The sequence below is a fragment of the Enterobacter sp. ECC-019 genome, assembly GCF_043974075.1.
GTDB classification, from domain to species: domain Bacteria; phylum Pseudomonadota; class Gammaproteobacteria; order Enterobacterales; family Enterobacteriaceae; genus Enterobacter; species Enterobacter asburiae_D.
On the sequence record NZ_CP143759.1, the window covers coordinates 24,595 to 44,621 of the forward strand.

At 48.6% G+C, this 20,027-nt stretch carries 18 protein-coding genes; 2 read left to right on the forward strand and 16 right to left on the reverse strand.

Features of this window, described 5'->3' with window-relative positions; all coding sequences use genetic code 11:
* Positions 1–161: 161 nt before the first annotated feature.
* The 15 genes from V1566_RS00140 to rlmE all read right to left on the reverse strand — a co-directional run bounded on the left by V1566_RS00140 (position 162) and on the right by rlmE (position 17,295).
* Positions 162–1,445 carry a M23 family metallopeptidase gene (locus V1566_RS00140; protein WP_395304759.1) on the reverse strand — a complete coding sequence of 428 codons (1,284 nt, stop codon included), beginning with the start codon at positions 1,443–1,445 and terminating at the stop codon, positions 162–164.
* Positions 1,445–2,281, reverse strand: coding sequence for a prepilin peptidase (locus V1566_RS00145; protein ID WP_395304760.1), 837 nt, complete (start codon positions 2,279–2,281; stop codon positions 1,445–1,447). The genes V1566_RS00140 and V1566_RS00145 overlap by 1 nt, the downstream gene beginning before the upstream one ends.
* A 149-nt stretch (positions 2,282–2,430) precedes the next feature.
* Positions 2,431–3,459: a type II secretion system F family protein gene (locus V1566_RS00150; RefSeq protein WP_395304761.1), complete on the reverse strand. Its 1,029-nt coding sequence runs from the start codon at positions 3,457–3,459 to the stop codon at positions 2,431–2,433.
* Positions 3,443–4,981 (reverse strand): ATPase, T2SS/T4P/T4SS family, encoded by a 1,539-nt coding sequence (locus V1566_RS00155; protein WP_395304762.1) that lies wholly within the window; start codon positions 4,979–4,981, stop codon positions 3,443–3,445. Before V1566_RS00155 ends, V1566_RS00150 begins: the two co-directional genes overlap by 17 nt.
* Positions 4,978–5,724 (reverse strand): hypothetical protein, encoded by a 747-nt coding sequence (locus V1566_RS00160; protein WP_395304763.1) that lies wholly within the window; start codon positions 5,722–5,724, stop codon positions 4,978–4,980. Before V1566_RS00160 ends, V1566_RS00155 begins: the two co-directional genes overlap by 4 nt.
* Positions 5,712–6,626 carry a hypothetical protein gene (locus V1566_RS00165; RefSeq protein WP_395304764.1) on the reverse strand — a complete coding sequence of 305 codons (915 nt, stop codon included), beginning with the start codon at positions 6,624–6,626 and terminating at the stop codon, positions 5,712–5,714. Before V1566_RS00165 ends, V1566_RS00160 begins: the two co-directional genes overlap by 13 nt.
* Before the next feature lie 3 nt (positions 6,627–6,629).
* Positions 6,630–7,172 carry a pilus assembly protein gene (locus tag V1566_RS00170; protein ID WP_395304765.1) on the reverse strand — a complete coding sequence of 181 codons (543 nt, stop codon included), beginning with the start codon at positions 7,170–7,172 and terminating at the stop codon, positions 6,630–6,632.
* A gap of 11 nt (positions 7,173–7,183) precedes the next feature.
* Positions 7,184–8,641 carry a type II and III secretion system protein gene (locus tag V1566_RS00175; protein ID WP_395304766.1) on the reverse strand — a complete coding sequence of 486 codons (1,458 nt, stop codon included), beginning with the start codon at positions 8,639–8,641 and terminating at the stop codon, positions 7,184–7,186.
* Between the two features lie 13 nt (positions 8,642–8,654).
* The gene (locus V1566_RS00180) at positions 8,655–9,122 is read right to left on the reverse strand and encodes a TcpQ domain-containing protein (protein ID WP_395304767.1); all 468 of its coding nucleotides are present in this window, start codon (positions 9,120–9,122) and stop codon (positions 8,655–8,657) included.
* Positions 9,123–9,149: 27 nt separating this feature from the next.
* Complete coding sequence (locus V1566_RS00185) at positions 9,150–11,162, reverse strand: type II secretion system protein (protein WP_395304768.1); 2,013 nt, start codon at positions 11,160–11,162, stop codon at positions 9,150–9,152.
* Positions 11,163–11,245: 83 nt separating this feature from the next.
* On the reverse strand, positions 11,246–11,959 hold the full coding sequence (locus V1566_RS00190) for a type IV pilus major pilin (RefSeq protein ID WP_395304769.1): 714 nt from the start codon (positions 11,957–11,959) through the stop codon (positions 11,246–11,248).
* A 395-nt stretch (positions 11,960–12,354) separates the two neighbouring features.
* Complete coding sequence (gene glmM / locus V1566_RS00195) at positions 12,355–13,692, reverse strand: phosphoglucosamine mutase (RefSeq protein WP_395304770.1); 1,338 nt, start codon at positions 13,690–13,692, stop codon at positions 12,355–12,357.
* Positions 13,685–14,533 carry a dihydropteroate synthase gene (gene folP, locus V1566_RS00200; protein WP_024906364.1) on the reverse strand — a complete coding sequence of 283 codons (849 nt, stop codon included), beginning with the start codon at positions 14,531–14,533 and terminating at the stop codon, positions 13,685–13,687. The genes glmM and folP overlap by 8 nt, the downstream gene beginning before the upstream one ends.
* Before the next feature lie 98 nt (positions 14,534–14,631).
* Positions 14,632–16,566, reverse strand: a complete 1,935-nt coding sequence (gene ftsH, locus V1566_RS00205) for an ATP-dependent zinc metalloprotease FtsH (protein WP_010436002.1) — start codon at positions 16,564–16,566, stop codon at positions 14,632–14,634.
* 102 nt (positions 16,567–16,668) lie between these two features.
* Positions 16,669–17,295, reverse strand: a complete 627-nt coding sequence (rlmE, locus tag V1566_RS00210) for a 23S rRNA (uridine(2552)-2'-O)-methyltransferase RlmE (RefSeq protein WP_010436004.1) — start codon at positions 17,293–17,295, stop codon at positions 16,669–16,671.
* Positions 17,296–17,422: 127 nt separating this feature from the next.
* On the opposite strand from rlmE, the gene yhbY reads away from it, so the two are divergent.
* The gene (yhbY, locus tag V1566_RS00215) at positions 17,423–17,716 is read left to right on the forward strand and encodes a ribosome assembly RNA-binding protein YhbY (RefSeq protein WP_003861814.1); all 294 of its coding nucleotides are present in this window, start codon (positions 17,423–17,425) and stop codon (positions 17,714–17,716) included.
* Positions 17,717–17,867: 151 nt separating this feature from the next.
* Here the strand turns inward: yhbY and greA are convergent, their stop codons facing one another.
* Entirely contained in the window at positions 17,868–18,344 is a 477-nt protein-coding gene (gene greA, locus V1566_RS00220; protein WP_014171793.1) for a transcription elongation factor GreA, read from the reverse strand.
* 228 nt (positions 18,345–18,572) lie between these two features.
* Between greA and dacB the strand changes: the two genes are divergently transcribed.
* Positions 18,573–20,006, forward strand: a complete 1,434-nt coding sequence (dacB, locus tag V1566_RS00225) for a serine-type D-Ala-D-Ala carboxypeptidase (protein ID WP_032659718.1) — start codon at positions 18,573–18,575, stop codon at positions 20,004–20,006.
* Positions 20,007–20,027: the final 21 nt, after the last annotated feature.

The window sequence follows — 20,027 nt, forward strand, 5'->3', positions numbered from 1 at the left end:
AATTAGCAGGATTTTTATTTCCCACTGAAGCGGGTGTGAATACTAACCAAAGCGAATGGCCTTCGCAAGGGCATTTTCGTTCCATTTTATCAAGTGAGGAAAAAACCATCAAAGTGATTTTAAAACAACCATAAAACAACGAGCTAAAAAGGAAAATTCTATTATTTTACTTTGGAAAGGACTTGCTCCATCTTTTGTAGCTTGTACTTTCCAAATTTTTTCACGATTCGCCAGTCACCTTCATCTGTTTCAATGATCTCCCGGGGAGAATACATGGTCATTTTTCGCCCGGTTCTCACACCAATTTGTAAAGAATCACCTTCTCCCGCAATCACCGCAATTGTTGGCGTCATATCAATAGGTTCTGATAATGGCACTGGCTCATGTATCGCATCTGTCTGCCCCATCGTCCGCTCACGTCTTTCACTAGCGGGTTCAAAAAGCAGCGTCATCGGATCAAGCAATTTACCATCATGAATGATCTCAAGATGCAGGTGGGGGCCATCTGTGCGGCCTGTATTGCCCGACAATGCAATAACGTCTCCTTTCTGCACATACTGATTCTTGATCATCAGCAACTTATTAAGGTGCAAGTATTTGCTACTCCAGCCGTCGGGATGACGAACCGTCATGTACAGACCAGTGACAGGTCCATAACCCGTTTCCACTACCATACCGTCAGCAATGGAAAGAACTTCACTGTTCAACGCCGCACGGAGATCGACGCCCTCATGACGCATAAAAGTATGAACAATGGGATGATAGCGCATACCAAACGGAGAGGTTACCACTGGTTCCGAGCGTAACGGGAAGACAAATTGCTGCCCCCTCGCCTTTTGGCTTAGTAACGGCTTCCAGACTGGCGCAGGTGCGCTACTGGTCGGGATCGTGGAGTTCATTACCGAAAACACGCTGCTCATTGCCGCTCCCCCGTCCACAGGAAAAAAATCCTCTTCAGAGGATTCATCAGGCGCTACTTGCTCATCAGCTTTCACTATCAGCGAAGCAGGATCGAATGGCACGACAATGAGTTCGTCTTCTGGCTCTTTTGGCGCAGGGGTAATACTGTTTTCACATGAGATATAGCCAAAATAATTTAGCTCTGTCGCATGATTCCACCGCCCCAGTAGATAGCGGATATAAAATTGCGAAAAACAGTATCCAGGGCCGTCGTGTTTGGGATAACGGTGAAATATATGTTTTGCTGGCGGTAGATACGGCGCCAACCAGGCGACGGTATCAGATACGGTCAGATAGCGAATACGTTCAGGCTCGTCATCACACGTCGTCCTCACTGGCGGTTCAAGCGTTCGAAAATCAGGAGAATACGTTTTCAAGCTAAGTAACTGCGACAAATACTGAGAAACCTCGTAATAACATTCAGCCCCAATAGTTGAAGCAGGCTGTGAGGTTAACAGTATCCCGGATAAGAGCAAATAAGACATTACTTTAGCACCTCCATGTGCATAATGATGACAGCAGTAATAGCAATTGCAGGGCCAAACGGGATATACCCTCCTGAGCTCTCTTTATTTTGTGAAAGTGCGCTAAAAATCCAGCGCATGATAAAGAACACGGCCCCCAGCGACGCCGATCCCAGCATTAAATGTCCGATATTGTCGCTGCCAATCCACGCGGCACAGGCCGCGAAGAGTTTAACGTCACCATTACCAAATCCTTCCCGTTGGGTTATCCATGAAAATCCTTTTGCCATTACCCAGCTAAAAGCCCAAATAAAAGCAGCACCGACAACGCTATCACGAGGAGAAACAGGGATAATGTTTCTGACAGACGCGATCAACCCAGCCCAGAGCAGCAAATATACGAGGCTATCTGGCAGGAGAAAGGTCCTAAGATCGATCATTGCCAGGGTGTAAAGCAGGCTTAAAAATAATGACACAAACACGATTTGGATCAGACTATGCTGAGGGTAATAGCAGATAACCAGTAAGAAATAGCATGCCCCTATTAACGCTTCACTCAAGGGATATTGAAAAGGAATCGTGCTTTTACAGCAGCGACATTTACCGCACAAGAGCAGCCAGCTTAACACGGGAATATTATCCCACGGCTTAATGGGCGTCTGGCACACCGGACAGTGCGATGGAGGCCACCACAGATTGACATCAGGCAATGTTTTCAACGTCTCATCGTCAGACGCTTCCCGGAAAAGCATGATCGGCAGACGGTAAATGACTACGTTAAGAAAACTGCCAATCAATAGCCCTAATACCAACGCCAACCATGGGTAGTAAGGGGCGAAAAACGCTTCCAGGCGCATTTTAAACATCCTTATTTATTACAAATAATGTAACACTACGACGGCAGCCACAGCATGTGTCGCAGAACATATTTTCTGCGATGCACACCAATGAGATCAACAATGTCAAATGGCTACTTTTCACCGTAAAACCATTTGACATTGAAAAATTAACCACCTGCAGTTTTAGAGAGCGTATCCATCAGTGCGAACAATGCGATGAAGACCCATACTACACAGCCCCCCAGAATGACAGTCGCCAGGTTTTTTAATAAGCCAGCCAGTTTTTTAATGTATTCCTGAATATGATCGCGAGAGCGATCGGATACCGAGCGTAATACCTCATTAAAGGAGGGTAGTTCAGCATACAGACTGATGTTCAGTAGCTCCTCTTTGCCGAGTAAGCCCGTCGATAACGCCTTACTATAGTGGATACCTTGTGCCATCTTGTCATTCATGACATCCACGTGCCAACGCAACCAACGGTTGGCGTTAAGCCGAACAATGTGTAAAGAATCAGTGAGCGGAATGCTGTTACTTAGCATCAGCGCGAGGTTATTCAGAAATACAGATGACGCAAGCTGCCTGTAAGTCGAAAACGGCAGAACTTTATCAAAAAATTTATTACGAATGTTACCGCTCAAATTTGCCATAGCGAATTTAGAGACGAAAACGAATGCTATAAAGCCCATCAGAATCTTTAGCCATAGCCCTTGATAGAGAGCTGTACCAAAATTATATAAATTCTGGGTTACGCCAGGCCATTTATTAACGGGGACCACCGAGGCGAAAGCCGGGAATACCTTTTGCGAATAACCGGCAATAACGATCAGTGACAGGCTTATCATGATGAGCGGGAAAATCAACGCCCCCACAATTTTTTTGCGCAGTTCGTCATTGTATTTAATAACTGATACCAGGGTCAAAAAGCCCTCGGCGAGGCTGCCGCTCTTCTCTGCCGCCGTAATTACGCTGAGTTCAGAGTCAGGGACAACGGCTGAAAATACAGCAGATACTGAAACCTCCTGCTTCATTTGCAGGATAACCTCGCCCAGTTTATTACTGAATCCCTTGCCAAGAAGCGCACGTCCCTCTGTTTGTAACTTTTGCAACGAATCGAATAGCGGTAACCCTGCGCTAATCATATCGGCACAAAATTGGTAAAGGTACAAACGCTGTTTTTTACCGAATTTTTTCAACGATCATCTCCAGATCTTCTATAGCGACTTCGCCAAATTCCATGGCATACCATGCGGCGTCTATGCGGCCTTTAAGCACATGAGCCATGACTTTTTCGCGGATTTCGAAACCTTCCGTTAAGCCTGGCGCTGTAGAACGTTTTTTACGCCACAGCGTATAAACGTTCAGCCATTCCTGTTTTGAAATTGCAGCCATTTCTTCATAGGTTGGCAGGAAGTATTCCATAGATAACTGGCGTCCTTTAATACCGCTCTGACGACACTGCTCACACCCCCCTTCACCGGCGGTATAAAGGGTGAACTCCCGACCGGAAATGGTTTTGGTTTCCATAACGGTTTTGCAGTTTTCACACAGCACAGGAACCAGTTTCTGACACTGCAGCCCCGCGACGAATCCCGGCGTAGAAAGTTTGTCGCTACCGATGCCTAAGGCCGACATACGTTGCAGTAGAGAAACGATGTTACCGGCGTGCACGGTAGTAAAGCAGTAGTGACCACTCTCTACCGCGCCCGCCAGCGCGTTGGCGGAAATGTTGTCTCGAATTTCCCCCACCATCAGTACATCAGGGTCGCGACGCAGGGCCGATTTAATTGCGGCATGGAAACCGCCGCCAGAAACATCCACCACAGAACTCTGCTTCGCGCCGTAAATTTGATACTCCACCGGATCTTCTACCGTCAGGAAACAACCGCGATCTTCATAGCGGTTGATTTGCAGCCACTCCATCAGATTTTTCAGGGTGGTGGATTTACCCGAACCTGTCGTACCGGCGATCACATAAGCACCGTAAGGGTTACTAAGGATTTTTTTGAGATCCGCAACTTCCTCATTGGAGATACCAATTTTATCCAGCGAACCAATGTTCCCCTTCTGCAAACCTGACGGGATGATACGTAATACCGCATGGTAGCAATCCGCCGTTTCACCAAAAATCGGGAAGTGCGCATAGCGGAAGCGATACGGTTTCCCCGACAGGTTGTAAAGGATGTTGGCGTTTTGCGGAATGGCGCGGTTCCACGTGGTATCGCGGGTCGTCGCTTCTACGTTATAGAGAACGAAAACCAGCTCATCGCAAAGCTGTGACTTGAGCTGCATAAACGGCATCAGAACGCCGTTTACGCATGCTTCAAAGAGTGCCAGCACATCGTTACGTGTGATGTGCAAATCGCTTGCGCCCATGCTGACCACACGCTGAAGGAGCGCAGCCAGCCGCTTCTGGGTATCGGTAATATCAATGTTTTTGTTCGCATCACTAAGCAGCTTTAAGGACACGTGCTCAACGATGCGGTAATAGTCTTCCTCTGTAACAAGCGCCAGGCCCGCGACCTGACGCTTGTGCTGGGAAGTCAGTCTCGCCATCTGTATTTGATATTCAAATAAACTGTCGATACTGAGCGTACTCACCACCAGGTAATCGTTCTCCTCGGCCGTGGCCGTGAAACCAATCCCTTCGAATTCCTGATAAATCCATTTTCCAGCGAGCAATTCGTCGGCTGATATACGCGTCAAATCCAGTTTCACTGCACCGCTTCCTCTGCCATAACGACGGATTTTCTGTCTTTCGCGAGCTTAAACTTTTTGCCTCCCACATCGAAGGTTTCGCCCGCACGAACGTAGCGAAGGGTTTCACCACTCAGCACCGCGACGCGATTCGTGCCACCGATGTCAGCTTCCAACACTACACGCGGCATAACAATCGGTGCAGCGGGTGGCACCTGCGGTTTAGCGGCCGGCGCTTGCGCAGCCATCATCGGCGCAGATTTCATCTTGTCTTCGCCGCGGAGTTTACGAATTTGGCTGCGAAGCTTTTCAAGCTCAACCTCGTTAGCCAGTTTCCTGCGCTGCTGTTCAAAGGCGTAATCATCTTCAGCGATCGATGCTAGCCGGTCCTGAACAAACTCCGTATTGGCTGCAGTTTCCCGTTTGGCTGCCTCCTCCTGCTTAGCCTCTTCTGCTTGCGCTTCAGCTGTTTCAGCCTTTCTCTTTTCCTTATTTTCCCCAGATAACGGCACCGTAGCCAGTTTAGCAGCAGCAGGGGCGGATTTAGCCGCCGTCTTTTGCTGTTCGGGCACTGCAGGGGCTGACACTAGCTTCGCTTTTGTCTCGTGAAGATCTTTTTTAACTGCTTCAGTGATGTTATTCACAAGAACAGGCTGCGTTTTTTTTGCTGGAACCTGCGGTAACTCCGTTGTCGGCGCTGCTTCTGCCCCTCCGACCAACAACGTTAACGCACCGGCCACTACCAATGATTTTACTTTTTGCATACCAGTCCTCCTGAAACTTTCAGTCCTTTGTCTTTCGTCTCTAATTTATTAACAATAAAAGCATCGCGATACGCCTGCTTATAAAGTAACAACTGCATGTTCGTCATATCATCTGACGATAAAGCACTTTCACCTTTTTTAATTTCCAGTTCCCATTTACCAACCTGCAATCCATAAGCTTTCACTTTTCCAGAAAGTGTAGACTCAATATCACCAATGCTGGAATCCGGCATTTTTTTAATCACAATCTGGCCAAGATCTTTACCATTTTTACTCTGGGATTTTACCAGCGAGTTGAGGGTCATAATATAAGAGACCACATCGCTACAGGCGTTTAGCTCAAGCGGTTTCTTGTGGTTATAGGCCTGCAGGTAATTATTTTTATTCAGACGTGACTCAACCTTATCAAACTGGAAATCCATTTTATTTTTTGCAGATGATTTCCCTTTATCTTTTGCGATAACGGTGGGTTTATACCATTTCCCCCAGAACGATTTTTGCGGCAGTACCCATAAGGCGCCTTTTGTAAAGGCATAACTGAATTGGCATGCTTTGGTATCACAGTTAAATGTATATTTATCCCACGGAATAATATCGAGCGTCTTATCACTTTTCTTTATTTCATCTAGTAACAATACCGTTTCATCGATACCGCCTCCGGCCAGGGAGGTTGCATAGAAACCCTTGACCTTTTCGATATCATCCCGCAGTTTCTGGGCTGCCTGCTGCTGACGCGCAATCACCTCTTCTTTCGCCTTCGCTTCGGGAAGCATAACAAAGTAATACCATGCTCCTGCGCCGCAGCCGATGACCAGAATGAGAATGAGCAAAATCCCCAAAATCAGCTTCAGCTTTGAAACTGTACCGCTTTTATCTTTCCAGAAATACATTCCTTCCAGCATACGTTATCCCGTCACAAAAAAATGAAGCAACACTGCCAAAACGGCCAGAAGCGCAATACCACTCGAGAAGATTGAACCGATAATAATACGCCGGCGGCGCTTCAGTCGCGCCTGTCGGGCGCAGCAGCGCTCCGCAACAGCGTCTATTTGAATCTCTTCCAGAGGCGTTACTTCCAGATGACTATAGGCATCCGTGTGTTTCATTAACTCATCAAAGAGTTCTTTGCTAATAAAACAGTCCGTACCGCTGACGATCCGACCCCCATTAATAATCAGAAAATAGGTTGTCTGATTATCTTCATGCGAGAAGTAAATCCCATCACCATAAAGTTCTTTTATATAGAGGGCAAAAGGTTCATATAGCGTTGAAATCTTCGTGCTATAACCGATCGCCATTACGCCAGCCGCATCCTTGTATACCAACCTACGATAGGCTTTCATCATCCCGCGGAAGGAAGCCTGTTCCGCGGGTTGCAAATTTTCCAGGCTTTCAGGCTCCCAGTAGAGGCCGGTTAAAATGTTATTCTTGAATAAAATATCATTCATAGCGAGGCTACTTATTCATCGCGTGAAGTGATCGGCTGGCGATAATAATCGACCCCGATCACCATCAGGACCGTTGCAACACCGTCCGAGTTGGTGTCATTAGCACCCAACACTTCATACTGAAGCCCATTTTTAGAACTCTTCACTTCATATTTTCCTACAACCAGCAGGTCTCCCGGCTTGATGATTGAAGAGTTAAACGACTCGGTAGTGCTGACGTTTGGCAGCTGTACGTCGTCATACTCGTCAATGGAGTTGAGGAAACGCTTCGTGAAGCCGCTGACCACTTCGATGCGGCCATCCGACAACACGCGAGGGGTGATGATAAAGCTGGTCCCGGTGACAATTTCATCAGTATCAACTTCTACGTTAACTTCACCGGTATCATCCGTTGTACGTGTTCTTCCGGATACATAGTACTGGGACTGCGTCATGTTGACAGGAATCGCCATATTATTACGCGTGATGAATGAACCACTCTGCAGTGATTCGCTACCCGTTAATTTATACAACGCATCCAGGCCCGTACTGATATCAACATGGCTGTTTTTCCAGCCCGCGGTGATACCCCCTCCCAGGTTATTCAGGATACTGCTGCTGATGTTGATGGTGTTATGCGCATCCGCAAAATCGAGATTTAAACCACCACCCAGATTTTTCTCTTTTGTTTTATCGAGTAAATAAATGCGATACGTCACAATAAATTGACGGCTGTTATCCGCTTTATATTTATCCAGCGCTTTGCTCAATGCCTCATGTTCAGATGGACGCGAATTCACCATCAGAATCGAAGAATCCTTAAACAGGGTGTAGTTACCTGACGTGACGTAGTTTTTCGCCATATCTTCTACGTCGTCCCAGAAAGAGGACTCAAATTTAGTTTCGGATTTACCCGTCAAGCCGCCGCCAGATGTCGCTTCGTTACCTGACAGATCAAGGGTCGTTTCCGTTTTATTATTTTCGCCATAGAAGTCGAGGCGCATAACATAGGTTTCGAACACGTTGATTTTAAGCACGTTACTTGCATCCAGCTGAGTGCTAACGTCATAGAGCGAGCCAATATACTTCATAAAATCTTCGAAGTTACCGTCAAACCGTACGGAGCGAGGCGTATCCCATGAGTCATCCGTATTCGGTTTTTTATCACCCATTGCTGACGCGTTAATACGGAAACTGATCCCCGTTTGCGCAGAAACGACCTCCATCAGAGCCGATAGCGTGGTGGGTTCATATGACGTAATTTTCACATGTTTACCCATCACTTTTTGCTGTTCCACACTGTATTGCACTTTCTTACCCAGGTACGCGGAATCGTACTTCACATAGGGCTTAGTCTTCGCCTCGTCTGTCGTGGTCGTTTCCGCAGTTTGTTCACCAATTTTTTTCGGAATGTCGTATTTTTTTTCAAAATCACTTACGCATCCTTGCGCAAGAAAGGCCAGTAACAATACACCTGTTTTTAATTTCATGGGTTCCATCCACTTACATTTCATCGACGACAATAACGTGGTTTTTGGCGTACTTCTTGACGACTAAACCATAATTTTCTGAGAAGAAGAGCTCTCCCAACGACTGCAGAATATCGTCATCGGTTTTGCCGCTCAGGGTAATCGTGTTGTAGATCAAATAATCTTTTTTACTGTTCCAGAACAGTTTGTAATGGTTACTCGCGGCCCACTGTTTGATCGCCTGGCTTAGTAATTCATTCTCCTGCATGACGAGTGACGGCACCGTAAGCCCTGGTGCAGAAGACGTCATTCCGGGAGTAGAGGAAGAATAGGCTGGTGAAACCGTATTCTCTTCCGCAAAAGGATTCCGTGGCGTTGAAGTTACTGTCGTGTTTGCAGCTAATTCCACCACAGGCGACGTATTCATTGACGCGTGAGTGTAGCCCACGCTACACAGCAAAATACCTGCGATTGTCCATTTATTATGTTTAATAATATTCATATTATTTATATTCCATTATTTTAATACTTACTGATACTGCTGAGTGTCTAATATATCCGCTGGCGTACCGTCCTGTGGGATGGTGCTACACCACGTATGGAAAACGTAAGAAACCGTACCTGGGTTAAGTACGTTATACCCTTCACCTGTCGCCCCGTCGTACATCCCCATAATCGCGGAGACTACCCATATATATTTCGTTTTATCATAAAGATGATGGCCAGCACTGTTCATAAAAGAGTTATAATTGTTAGCTTGCTCAGCAATTTCAACCTGTACAGCAAGCCCTGCCAAAGATCCCACCGTCTCATTATCTGTTAAGGTATTCCTGGTTTGATCCGAATGTTGAAATGATAATTTCGCAGTAGAACTTGGCCTAAACGCAGCCACGGATGAGATGGAAGCAGTCATACGTGGATACAAACGTCTTGTATATTTATACCTCCTCACATTACCTTCATCATCCAAAAGAGGCTTTCCGTTTCGATCACGAAGAGTGATCTCCTGTTCAACTTGTGGACAGGTTTGAACCGCATAACGATAGCCACCACCATTAATATCGTAATATCCCTGAGAAGTGGTCGATAATACCTCAGGATCTGTTGAATGAGTCCTGTCATCATTACCACCGTCATCAGAATAGGAATTAATATTAATATCGAGATCGCCTTCATCATTCTCATCATTATTAAATGTTTGTGCGTCATCTTTCCTGCTGTCGAGGTTTAATCCTGTATTATCATTTGTATTGAACCCCTTCTCACTATAAAACGTCACTGAAGGGGTGACCAGTTCATAAGCATCAAACGTTGCATCAGGATAATCAGGGGCATCTAACTCAAATCCGCCATCTGCACCATCTTCTACATTATACATGGCATTTGAATCATTCCCGGTAAGCTCTACTGTAAAAAGATTTCCATCGGCATCCTTACGGTGAAGAGGTTGCGGATTTCCCTCGTCATCAAACTTCAAACTTCCAGCTGAACGCTGAAAGAGATTCACGCGAGTGGCCGTATTTTCCATAACGACGTTAGCTTTTAGCGTTCCCGTCATAGTTTTTTCGCCGCGCGTATTGTTCGGGTCGGTCATATTCAGAGAAAGAACGGTATCTTCACCACGTTTACCTGTACCCACATTATCGTCGTAGCAAAGTTTTACGCCGCTATCACCTCGGGCCCAACATACCTTGCCGCCAACATTGCTGCTGTTGCCGGAGTTATCGTTTGTTTCAATCGTAAAACGCACGCCAAATTCGTCTTTCTTATACTGGTCCAGTGCATCAAGGTTGCTGGCCATGCTGCTCAGTTCAATCGGTGTTTTATTGTCTTTCTTATTCAGAACCAATTGCCAGTTCGATGTACTGTTAGTGCGGTGTACAATCATCGAATGCGAAACCGTAAAACCTGCTTTTGAAAATGCTTCCGTAAAATGGGGAGCGAAATCAGCAAAATGATAATCGGTGTTTGCTTCTTCTTTTTTGAACCGGACAATCGTATCGATGCGATTGATATCATATTGACGGTCAGAATCTTTATCACCGCTGGCAAAGCCGACGCGATCGATTACTGCAGTAGAGTTGGTTGCCACGTTGCGCATAAAGCATGACAGATACTCTTTTTCAAAAGCAAAATCAGATTTCAGTGATGATTTACAGTTGCTGCTTAAGAACAGATAGCGCTGCTGCCTGGATTTATTATTGCTATCACCCCACAGGTAATAGTTATCCTTGTTGCCCGTATCGGTGGTATCAATTTCATTCGTGATGCGCGTATGATATACATTATACTCATCCTTTTCATTACTATAGAGAGGACTGTCAGTTTCGTTTTTCTGGCCAACCAGCGCGATGGTGTCATCGTCAATAAATTCCAGCACCCCCTTCATTTCCTCAGCGAGGGCATCGGCGACGTTCTGCTGAGCAATGTTTTCGGCTTTTTTGCGCGCATAGTGCGTGTACATCACCATAACGCCGCCAGCAATAGCCAGAACAATAATGATTTCCAGCAAACTGAAGCCTGAATCCTTTCTGACGCGCATTATTCCAGTCCTGTTTAGGCAATTAACAAAGCCCCCCTATCAGCAGGGGGGCTCACTTAGACAACAAAGTAATCAGTACTTAATTATTTGCTACCGAAGATCACGCCGTTAGCCGCACCTTCGCCATCACAAACGCCAGAAGCAGTGATGTCTGTAGCAGCAATTTCGCCAGAAGTCAGAGTCTTCAGAATTGCGCCAGATTTAGCAACGCTCAGGTTACGACCGTCAATGCTCGCAACGGTAGAACCAGCATTTGCACCTGTGTTCAGAGCTTCGACGTAATCCCACTGGTTACCCATTTCAGAGATCAAGTTACGACACTCTTCAGTTTCCAGGCCGTTTACAACAAACACGAATGCTTTGTTCTGAGAACTGGTGTTATCCAGTCGTGCATTACTGATCTGGAATGCATCGTTGGAAATGCCGTTGAAGGATTCGTCAGGAGAAATTTTACCCAGTTTTACCAGAGTAACAATTGGCGTATCCAGTGTAGACGCAGAAATATTAGATTTAGTCAGGCCAACAATACCACCGTTATCAGCTGGGTAGCTGCCTTCATCTTTAAACGCTTCAGTCATAGAGGTACGGATGCTGTTCGCATTGTTCTGAATATCAGACAGATCTTGTGTAGTAAATGCACGCTGGGCCAGAATAACAACGCCAGCCGCGATAACACCGATAATGCCCAGTACAATGATGATTTCCAGCAGGGTTACACCGCGCTGTTTACGCATCTCCTGTAATTTCGCTGCCTTGCGATTCATTTTTCCTTTGAGTTTCCAAACCATGGTATTCATTCTATTTCCCTTAAAATATTAAAATTCCCAAGACCGTTCCTGAGAACGCAGCGGATTATAAGAATGAGCATCATAACTTTATAGCCCCACACAGCCACTATAGGAATAAATTTAGATCTCTATATTTAGTGCAAATGGAAGCATTATTTATTAATAATAGTCAAATAAAATCCTCTTAATATTGCTTTAAGAGAGATTAAAATAAGAAAAAAGGGGGGGGTAAAATCCACATATATATCATTGAATATGTATGATTTTTTTTGGTTACACTATTTTATAAATTTTTCAATATTTATATGCTAAGAGCTGAAACGACGCAATATGAATATTTACATTCACCATAACAATAAAAAGGCGATATTCATCGCCCTGAAATATAAAGCAGAGTGGTATACTTATGCCACTTTTACAGCATCCGCAATACGGTGTGCGAATTCGATTACCTGCGCTTCGTCTTCACCTTCCACCATCACGCGGATCAGCGGTTCGGTACCGGACTTACGCAGTAGCACGCGTCCACGATTGCCCAGAGCCGCTTCAACGTCAGCCATCACCGCTTTGACGTTCTCATTTTCCAGTGGATCGCCTTTACCGGCAGTGAAGCGTACGTTTACCAGGATCTGTGGGAACATTTTCATCCCGCTGCACAGATCGTGCAGGCTCATATGGTTGCGCGCCATGGCGGCAACCACCTGCAGCGCGGCCACGATACCGTCACCGGTGGTGGTTTTGTCGAGCAGGATCACGTGACCCGAGTTTTCTGCACCGATGCGCCAGCCCTTCTCCTGCAGTTTTTCCAGCACATAGCGGTCACCCACTTTCGCGCGGACAAACGGAATACCGAGCTGTTTCAGCGCCAGTTCCAGACCCATGTTACTCATCAGCGTACCCACCGCACCACCGCGCAGCTGGCCCTGACGCAGACCTTCACGTGCAATGATGTAGAGGATCTGATCGCCATCTACCTTGTTACCTTCGTGGTCAACCATGATCACGCGGTCACCGTCGCCGTCCAGCGCAATACCGAGATCGGCTTTCTCCGCCAGAACACGCGCCTGCAGGGCACGAACGTCAGTTGCACCCACCTGCTCGTTAATGTTCAGACCATCCGGCTCGCAGCCAATGGTGATCACTTTCGCACCCAGCTCGCGGAAGACATTTGGGGCGATGTGATAGGTCGCGCCGTTTGCACAGTCCACCACAATTTTGAGGTGAGCGAGGCTCAGCTCATTCGGAAAGGTGCCTTTACAGAATTCGATATAACGACCCGCCGCATCAACGATACGGTTCGCTTTACCCAGCTCTGCGGAATCTACACAGGTGATCTCTTTTTCCATTTCCGCTTCAATGGCTTCTTCCACCTCATCCGGGAGCTTGGTGCCGTCAATGGAGAAGAATTTTATGCCGTTGTCGTAGAACGGATTGTGAGAAGCCGAGATGACAATCCCCGCTTCCGCACGGAAGGTGCGCGTCAGATACGCGACTGCAGGCGTTGGCATTGGGCCCGTAAAGGAGGCAGAAAGTCCTGCCGCCGCCAGACCCGCTTCCAGCGCTGATTCCAGCATATAGCCCGAAATGCGGGTGTCTTTACCGATAATGATCTTACGGGAACCATGACGCGCCAGTACTTTGCCAGCAGCCCAGCCGAGCTTCAGGACAAAATCAGGGGTGATGGGAGCATCGCCGACACGCCCACGGATACCATCGGTACCAAAATATTTACGATTACTCATAGCGTTTGTTTTCCTTCGCTGCCAGTGTGGCTTCCACCACACGCATGGCTTCTACTGTTTCTTTGACGTCATGGACACGAATGATGTGCGCGCCCTGCATCGCCGCAATCACCGCGCAGGCCAGGCTGCCGCTCAGGCGTTCGCTCGGCCCCACGTTCAGCAACTGCCCAATCATCGACTTTCTCGACATACCCACCAGCAGCGGCAGACCAAAGTGATGGAATTCCGACAGGCGCGCAAGCAACGCATAATTGTGTGAGAGATTTTTACCGAAACCGAACCCCGGGTCGAGCAGCAATTTCTCTTTTGGGATACCTGCACGTTCACAGCGCGCGATATGCTCAATAAAGAAGCGATTCACGTCGGCAAAGACATCGTCGTACTTCGGTGCTTCCTGCATGGTTTTCGGCTGACCCTGCATATGCATCAGGCATACCGGTAACCCCGTCTCTGCCGCGGCTTCAAGTGCGCCAGGCTCTGTGAGTGAGCGAATATCATTAATAATGTGAGCGCCCACTCTCGCCACTTCACGAATCACTTCCGGTTTGGAGGTATCAACGGAGATCCACACTTCAAACCGCTGGGCAATCGCTTCAACCACCGGCACCACGCGCGCCAGCTCTTCTTCCACAGACACGTCCGCCGCACCAGGGCGCGTCGATTCGCCGCCAACGTCAATGATGGTGGCACCCGCATTAATCATTAAATTGGCGTGCTTAACCGCCTCGATAAGCGTGTTATGCGTGCCGCCGTCAGAGAAGGAGTCAGGGGTAACATTCAGGATCCCCATCACATGGGGATGTGAAAGATCGAGATGCGAGTCCTGAGCGAATAATTTCATGGCGAAATCCCTGATATCTATATCGTTAAACAGAAATGAAAAACCCCGGAGCAAGCTCCAGGGTTTGAGGTACAGACAAACGCGTCAACAGCAGTGACTTACTTATCGCCCAACTGTTCTGACATGGTGTTGCCCGGGTTTGGCGTACGCGGTTCATCAACCGGACGCGGCGCACGCGGGGTGCCATTGTTGTCAGAATTATTGGAAGCGCCTGGGTCTTCCCAGCCTGCTGGCGGACGCACTTCACGGCGCGCCATCAGGTCGTCAATCTGCGGTGCATCGATGGTCTCATATTTCATGAGCGCATCTTTCATCGAATGCAGGATGTCCATATTGTCGTTCAGGATCTGGCGAGCACGCGCATAGTTACGCTCTACCAGAGATTTTACTTCCTGGTCGATGATACGAGCCGTCTCATCGGACATATGTTTCGCTTTGGCCACAGAACGGCCCAGGAATACTTCACCCTCTTCCTCTGCATACAGCAGCGGACCGAGTTTGTCGGAGAAGCCCCACTGCGTCACCATGTTACGCGCCAGGTTTGTCGCGACTTTGATGTCGTTGGACGCACCGGTAGAAACATGTTCCACACCGTAGATAATCTCTTCTGCCAGGCGACCACCGTACAGGGTAGAAATCTGGCTTTCCAGTTTCTGACGGCTGGCGCTGATCGCGTCGCCCTCAGGCAGGAAGAAGGTCACACCCAGCGCACGACCGCGCGGAATAATAGTCACTTTATGCACCGGATCATGTTCCGGCACGAGGCGACCAATAATCGCGTGACCCGCTTCGTGGTATGCCGTGGACTCTTTCTGCGCTTCCGTCATCACCATGGAGCGACGTTCCGCACCCATCATGATTTTGTCTTTCGCTTTCTCGAACTCCACCATCGATACGACGCGCTTGTTACCGCGAGCGGCAAACAGAGCGGCTTCGTTGACCAGGTTGGCCAGGTCCGCACCGGAGAAGCCCGGGGTACCGCGCGCAATGATTGCCGCATCAATATCCGGCGCCAGCGGTACGCGACGCATGTGAACTTTCAGAATCTGTTCACGACCACGAACGTCTGGCAGACCGACCACAACCTGACGGTCGAAACGGCCTGGACGCAGCAGCGCAGGGTCAAGTACGTCCGGACGGTTAGTCGCCGCGATAACGATGATACCTTCGTTACCTTCGAAGCCATCCATCTCAACCAGCATCTGGTTCAGCGTCTGTTCACGTTCATCGTGACCACCGCCCAGACCTGCGCCACGCTGGCGGCCTACGGCGTCGATTTCATCGATGAAGATAATGCACGGTGCTGCTTTCTTGGCCTGCTCAAACATGTCACGCACACGAGATGCACCGACACCCACGAACATTTCAACGAAATCAGAACCTGAAATAGTAAAGAACGGCACCTTCGCTTCACCCGCGATGGCTTTCGCCAGCAGGGTTTTACCGGTACCCGGAGGGCCAACCATCAGCACGCCTTTCGGGATCTTACCGCCCAGCTTCTGGAAACGGCTCGGTTCACGCAGGTACTCAACCAGTTCACCTACCTCTTCTTTCGCTTCGTCACAACCGGCGACATCAGCGAACGTGGTCTTGATCTGGTCTTCCGTCAGCATACGCGCCTTGCTCTTACCGAACGACATGGCACCTTTGCCACCGCCGCCCTGCATCTGACGCATAAAGAAGATCCAGACGCCGATAAGAAGCAGCATCGGGAACCAGGAAATGAAGATAGAAGCCAGCAGGCTTGGTTCTTCTGGCGGCTCGCCTACTACCTTGACGTTTTTGGTCAGAAGGTTATCAAGCAGCTTAGGATCGTTCACCGGGATGTAAGTCGTGTAACGGTTACTATCTTTCTTGGTAACGTTGATCTCACGTCCGTTGATACGCGCTTCGCGAACCTGGTCCTGATTGACCTCCTGCAGGAAGGTAGAATAATCCACCTTGCGGCCATTCGACTCGCTGGGCCCAAAGCTCTGGAATACTGACATCAGCACGACGGCAATGACCAGCCAGAGAATTAGGTTTTTCGCCATGTCACTCAAGGGATTAACCTCACATTACAACTGTGTTAAAAACAGCGTCAGGATACTCTATATCCAGTTTCATTCAAACTTTCGCCTGAAATCTACCGGTTATCATTTTCGCCCGGTCGCTACAATATACACTTCTCGGGAACGCGCCCGGGAAGAGTCCGGCTTACGAACTTTAACCTTCGCAAACAGGGAGCGAATTTCCTTAAGATACTCCTCGAAACCTTCGCCCTGAAACACCTTCACAACAAAACTACCACCAGGCGCCAGAACATCACGACACATTTCTAACGCTAGCTCCACCAGATACATGCCGCGGGGGATATCCACCGCCGGTGTTCCACACATATTTGGTGCCATATCAGACATGACAACCTGAACCTTACTGTCACCCACACGTTCAAGTAACGCTTTCAGCACTAATTCATCACGAAAATCGCCCTGAAGGAAGTCGACACCGACGATGGGATCCATTGGTAAAAGATCGCATGCGATGATTCGACCCGCTCCGCCGATCTGCGTGACCGCATACTGGGACCATCCGCCAGGGGCAGCGCCGAGGTCGACAACCGTCATCCCCGGCTTAAAAAGTTTGTCACTTTGCTGTATTTCATCAAGTTTAAACCAGGCGCGGGAACGTAACCCCTTTTTCTGCGCCTGCAGAACATATTTATCGCTAAAGTGTTCCTGAAGCCAGCGGCTGGAACTGGCAGAACGCTTTTTACCTGTCATTTAACATTTCCGTCCGGGTTCATCGTTGCTTACCTTTGGCGTAAATTTCTACGCTGCTATTTGGCGATATTAGGGAGATGGCGGTAGAATGAACCGTTTTCAATCCCAACGTAAGCAAAAATATACGATGAATCTGAGTACTAAACAAAAACAGCACCTTAAAGGTCTGGCACATCCGCTCAAGCCTGTAGTCATGCTTGGCAACAATGGTTTGACCGAAGGGGTGCTTGCCGAGATTGAACAAGCGCTGGAACACCACGAGCTGATCAAGGTGAAAATCGCCTCTGAAGACAGAGACACTAAAAACCTGATCGTGGAAGCCATCGTGCGCGAAACCGGCGCCTGTAATGTACAGGTCATCGGTAAAACGCTGGTGCTCTACCGCCCATCTAAAGAGCGCAAAATCTCGCTGCCACGCTAAGGATATCCTGAATCAAACACATTTTCTGTGTGAAACGAGGGATTTCTGTCAGCAGGCGAGCAAAATGCCATGCTCCTTGAGTTGATAAAAGGCCGCTATGCGGCCTTTTTCTTTTCTTTACAATGTATCAACATCTTAGTAGAGAAGCGAATTACAGGTATTCAACCTTAATAATTTCGTATTCCACTTCACCGCCAGGGGTGCGGATGGTGACAACATCGTCCTGCTCTTTACCAATCAGGCCGCGAGCAATCGGGGAGTTCACTGAAATCAGGTTCTGTTTGAAGTCTGCTTCATCATCACCCACGATGCGATAGGTCTGCTCTTCGTCGTTATCCAGGTTCAACACGGTCACGGTAGAACCAAAGATCACACGCCCATTGTTAGGCATTTTGGTGATATCGATAACCTGTGCATTGGACAGTTTTGCTTCGATATCTTTAATACGCCCTTCACAGAAGCCCTGCTGCTCACGCGCGGCGTGGTATTCAGCGTTCTCTTTCAGGTCGCCATGCTCGCGCGCATCCGCGATAGCGGCGATGATTTCAGGGCGACGCACAGATTTCAGAAAATCCAGCTCTTCGCGCAGTTTTTCGGCACCACGTAAGGTCATCGGAATAGCTTGCATTTGTTATACCTCTTAAACATTCCTGTTGGGAGCAGTGTTCCCTGCTCCTGCCCCCCTAAGCGGGCAAGAAGCAAAAAGAAAACCGACCCGGGAGCAATGCCCCAGGTCAGCAGCAATTTTTCAATTTGATATGCATTTTACCGCGAAGTTCACTATGGGTCATCGTTTACTTTGCAGTGCCATGCACCGTAGTATGACGGTTTGTTTTCGGGTTGTTAGCGCGAGATTATGCGATTTTCCAGATTTATCATCGGATTGACTACCAGTATAACGTTCACCGCCCAGGCCGCGAATGTTGATGAGTACATTAATCAGCTCCCCGCAGGCGCGAACCTTGCCCTGATGGTGCAGAAGGTTGGCGCACAGGCTCCTGAGATTGACTATCACAGTCAACAGATGGCCCTGCCTGCCAGTACCCAAAAGGTGATCACTGCCCTCGCCGCCCTGCTCCAGCTCGGGCCTGACTTCCGTTTTACGACCACCCTTGAAACCAAGGGTAATGTCGAAGGCGGTGAACTGAAAGGCGATCTTATCGCCCGTTTTGGCGGCGATCCGACCTTCAAGCGTCAGGATATCCGCAATATGGTCGCGGTACTGAAAAAATCTGGCGTGCAGAAAATTGATGGCAATGTGCTGATCGATACCTCCATCTTTGCCAGCCACGATAAAGCCCCTGGCTGGCCGTGGAACGACATGACCCAGTGCTTTAGCGCCCCGCCCGCCGCTGCGATTGTCGACCGTAACTGCTTCTCGGTTTCGCTTTACAGCGCGCCGAAGCCAGATGATTTAGCGTTTATCCGCATCGCGTCCTACTACCCGGTCACGATGTTTAGCCAGGTCCGCACGCTGGCGAAAGGCTCCCCGGATGCGCAATATTGTGAGCTGGACGTCGTGCCAGGCGATCTTAACCGCTTCACGCTTACCGGCTGCCTGACGCAGCGCGCCGATCCGCTGCCGCTGGCCTTTGCGATACAGGATGGTGCAAGCTATGCGGGCGCTATTCTGAAAGATGAACTGAAACAAGCGGGAATAACCTACACCGGCACGCTGCTTCGTCAGACGCAGGTCAACCAGCCCGGCACGGTTATTGCCAGCAAACAGTCTCCGCCGTTGCACGATTTACTGAGAATCATGTTGAAAAAGTCTGACAACATGATTGCCGACACCGTATTTCGCATGATTGGTCACGCGCGTTTCGGCGTGCCGGGCACCTGGCGTGCGGGTTCAGACGCCGTTCGTCAGATCCTGCGCCAGCAGGCCGGGATCGAGCTGGGTAATACTATCGCGGTTGATGGCTCCGGATTATCGCGTCATAACTTGATTTCCCCGGCCACGATGATGCAGGTGCTTCAGTACATTGCACAGCACGACACTGAGCTAAACTTTATTTCAATGCTGCCGCTGGCCGGGCATGACGGTTCACTGCAGTACCGCGCCGGGCTTCACGCTGCCGGTGTGGATGGCAAAGTATCCGCGAAAACAGGCTCACTGCAGGGGGTTTACAACCTTGCAGGCTTCATCACTACCGCCAGCGGACAACGCATGGCATTCGTGCAGTATCTTTCCGGCTATGCCGTCGAACCGACCGACCAGCGCAATCGTCGTATTCCGCTTGTTCGCTTCGAAAGCAGGCTTTATAAGGACATCTACCAGAATAACTAATGTTCGTGATGGCCTGCATTG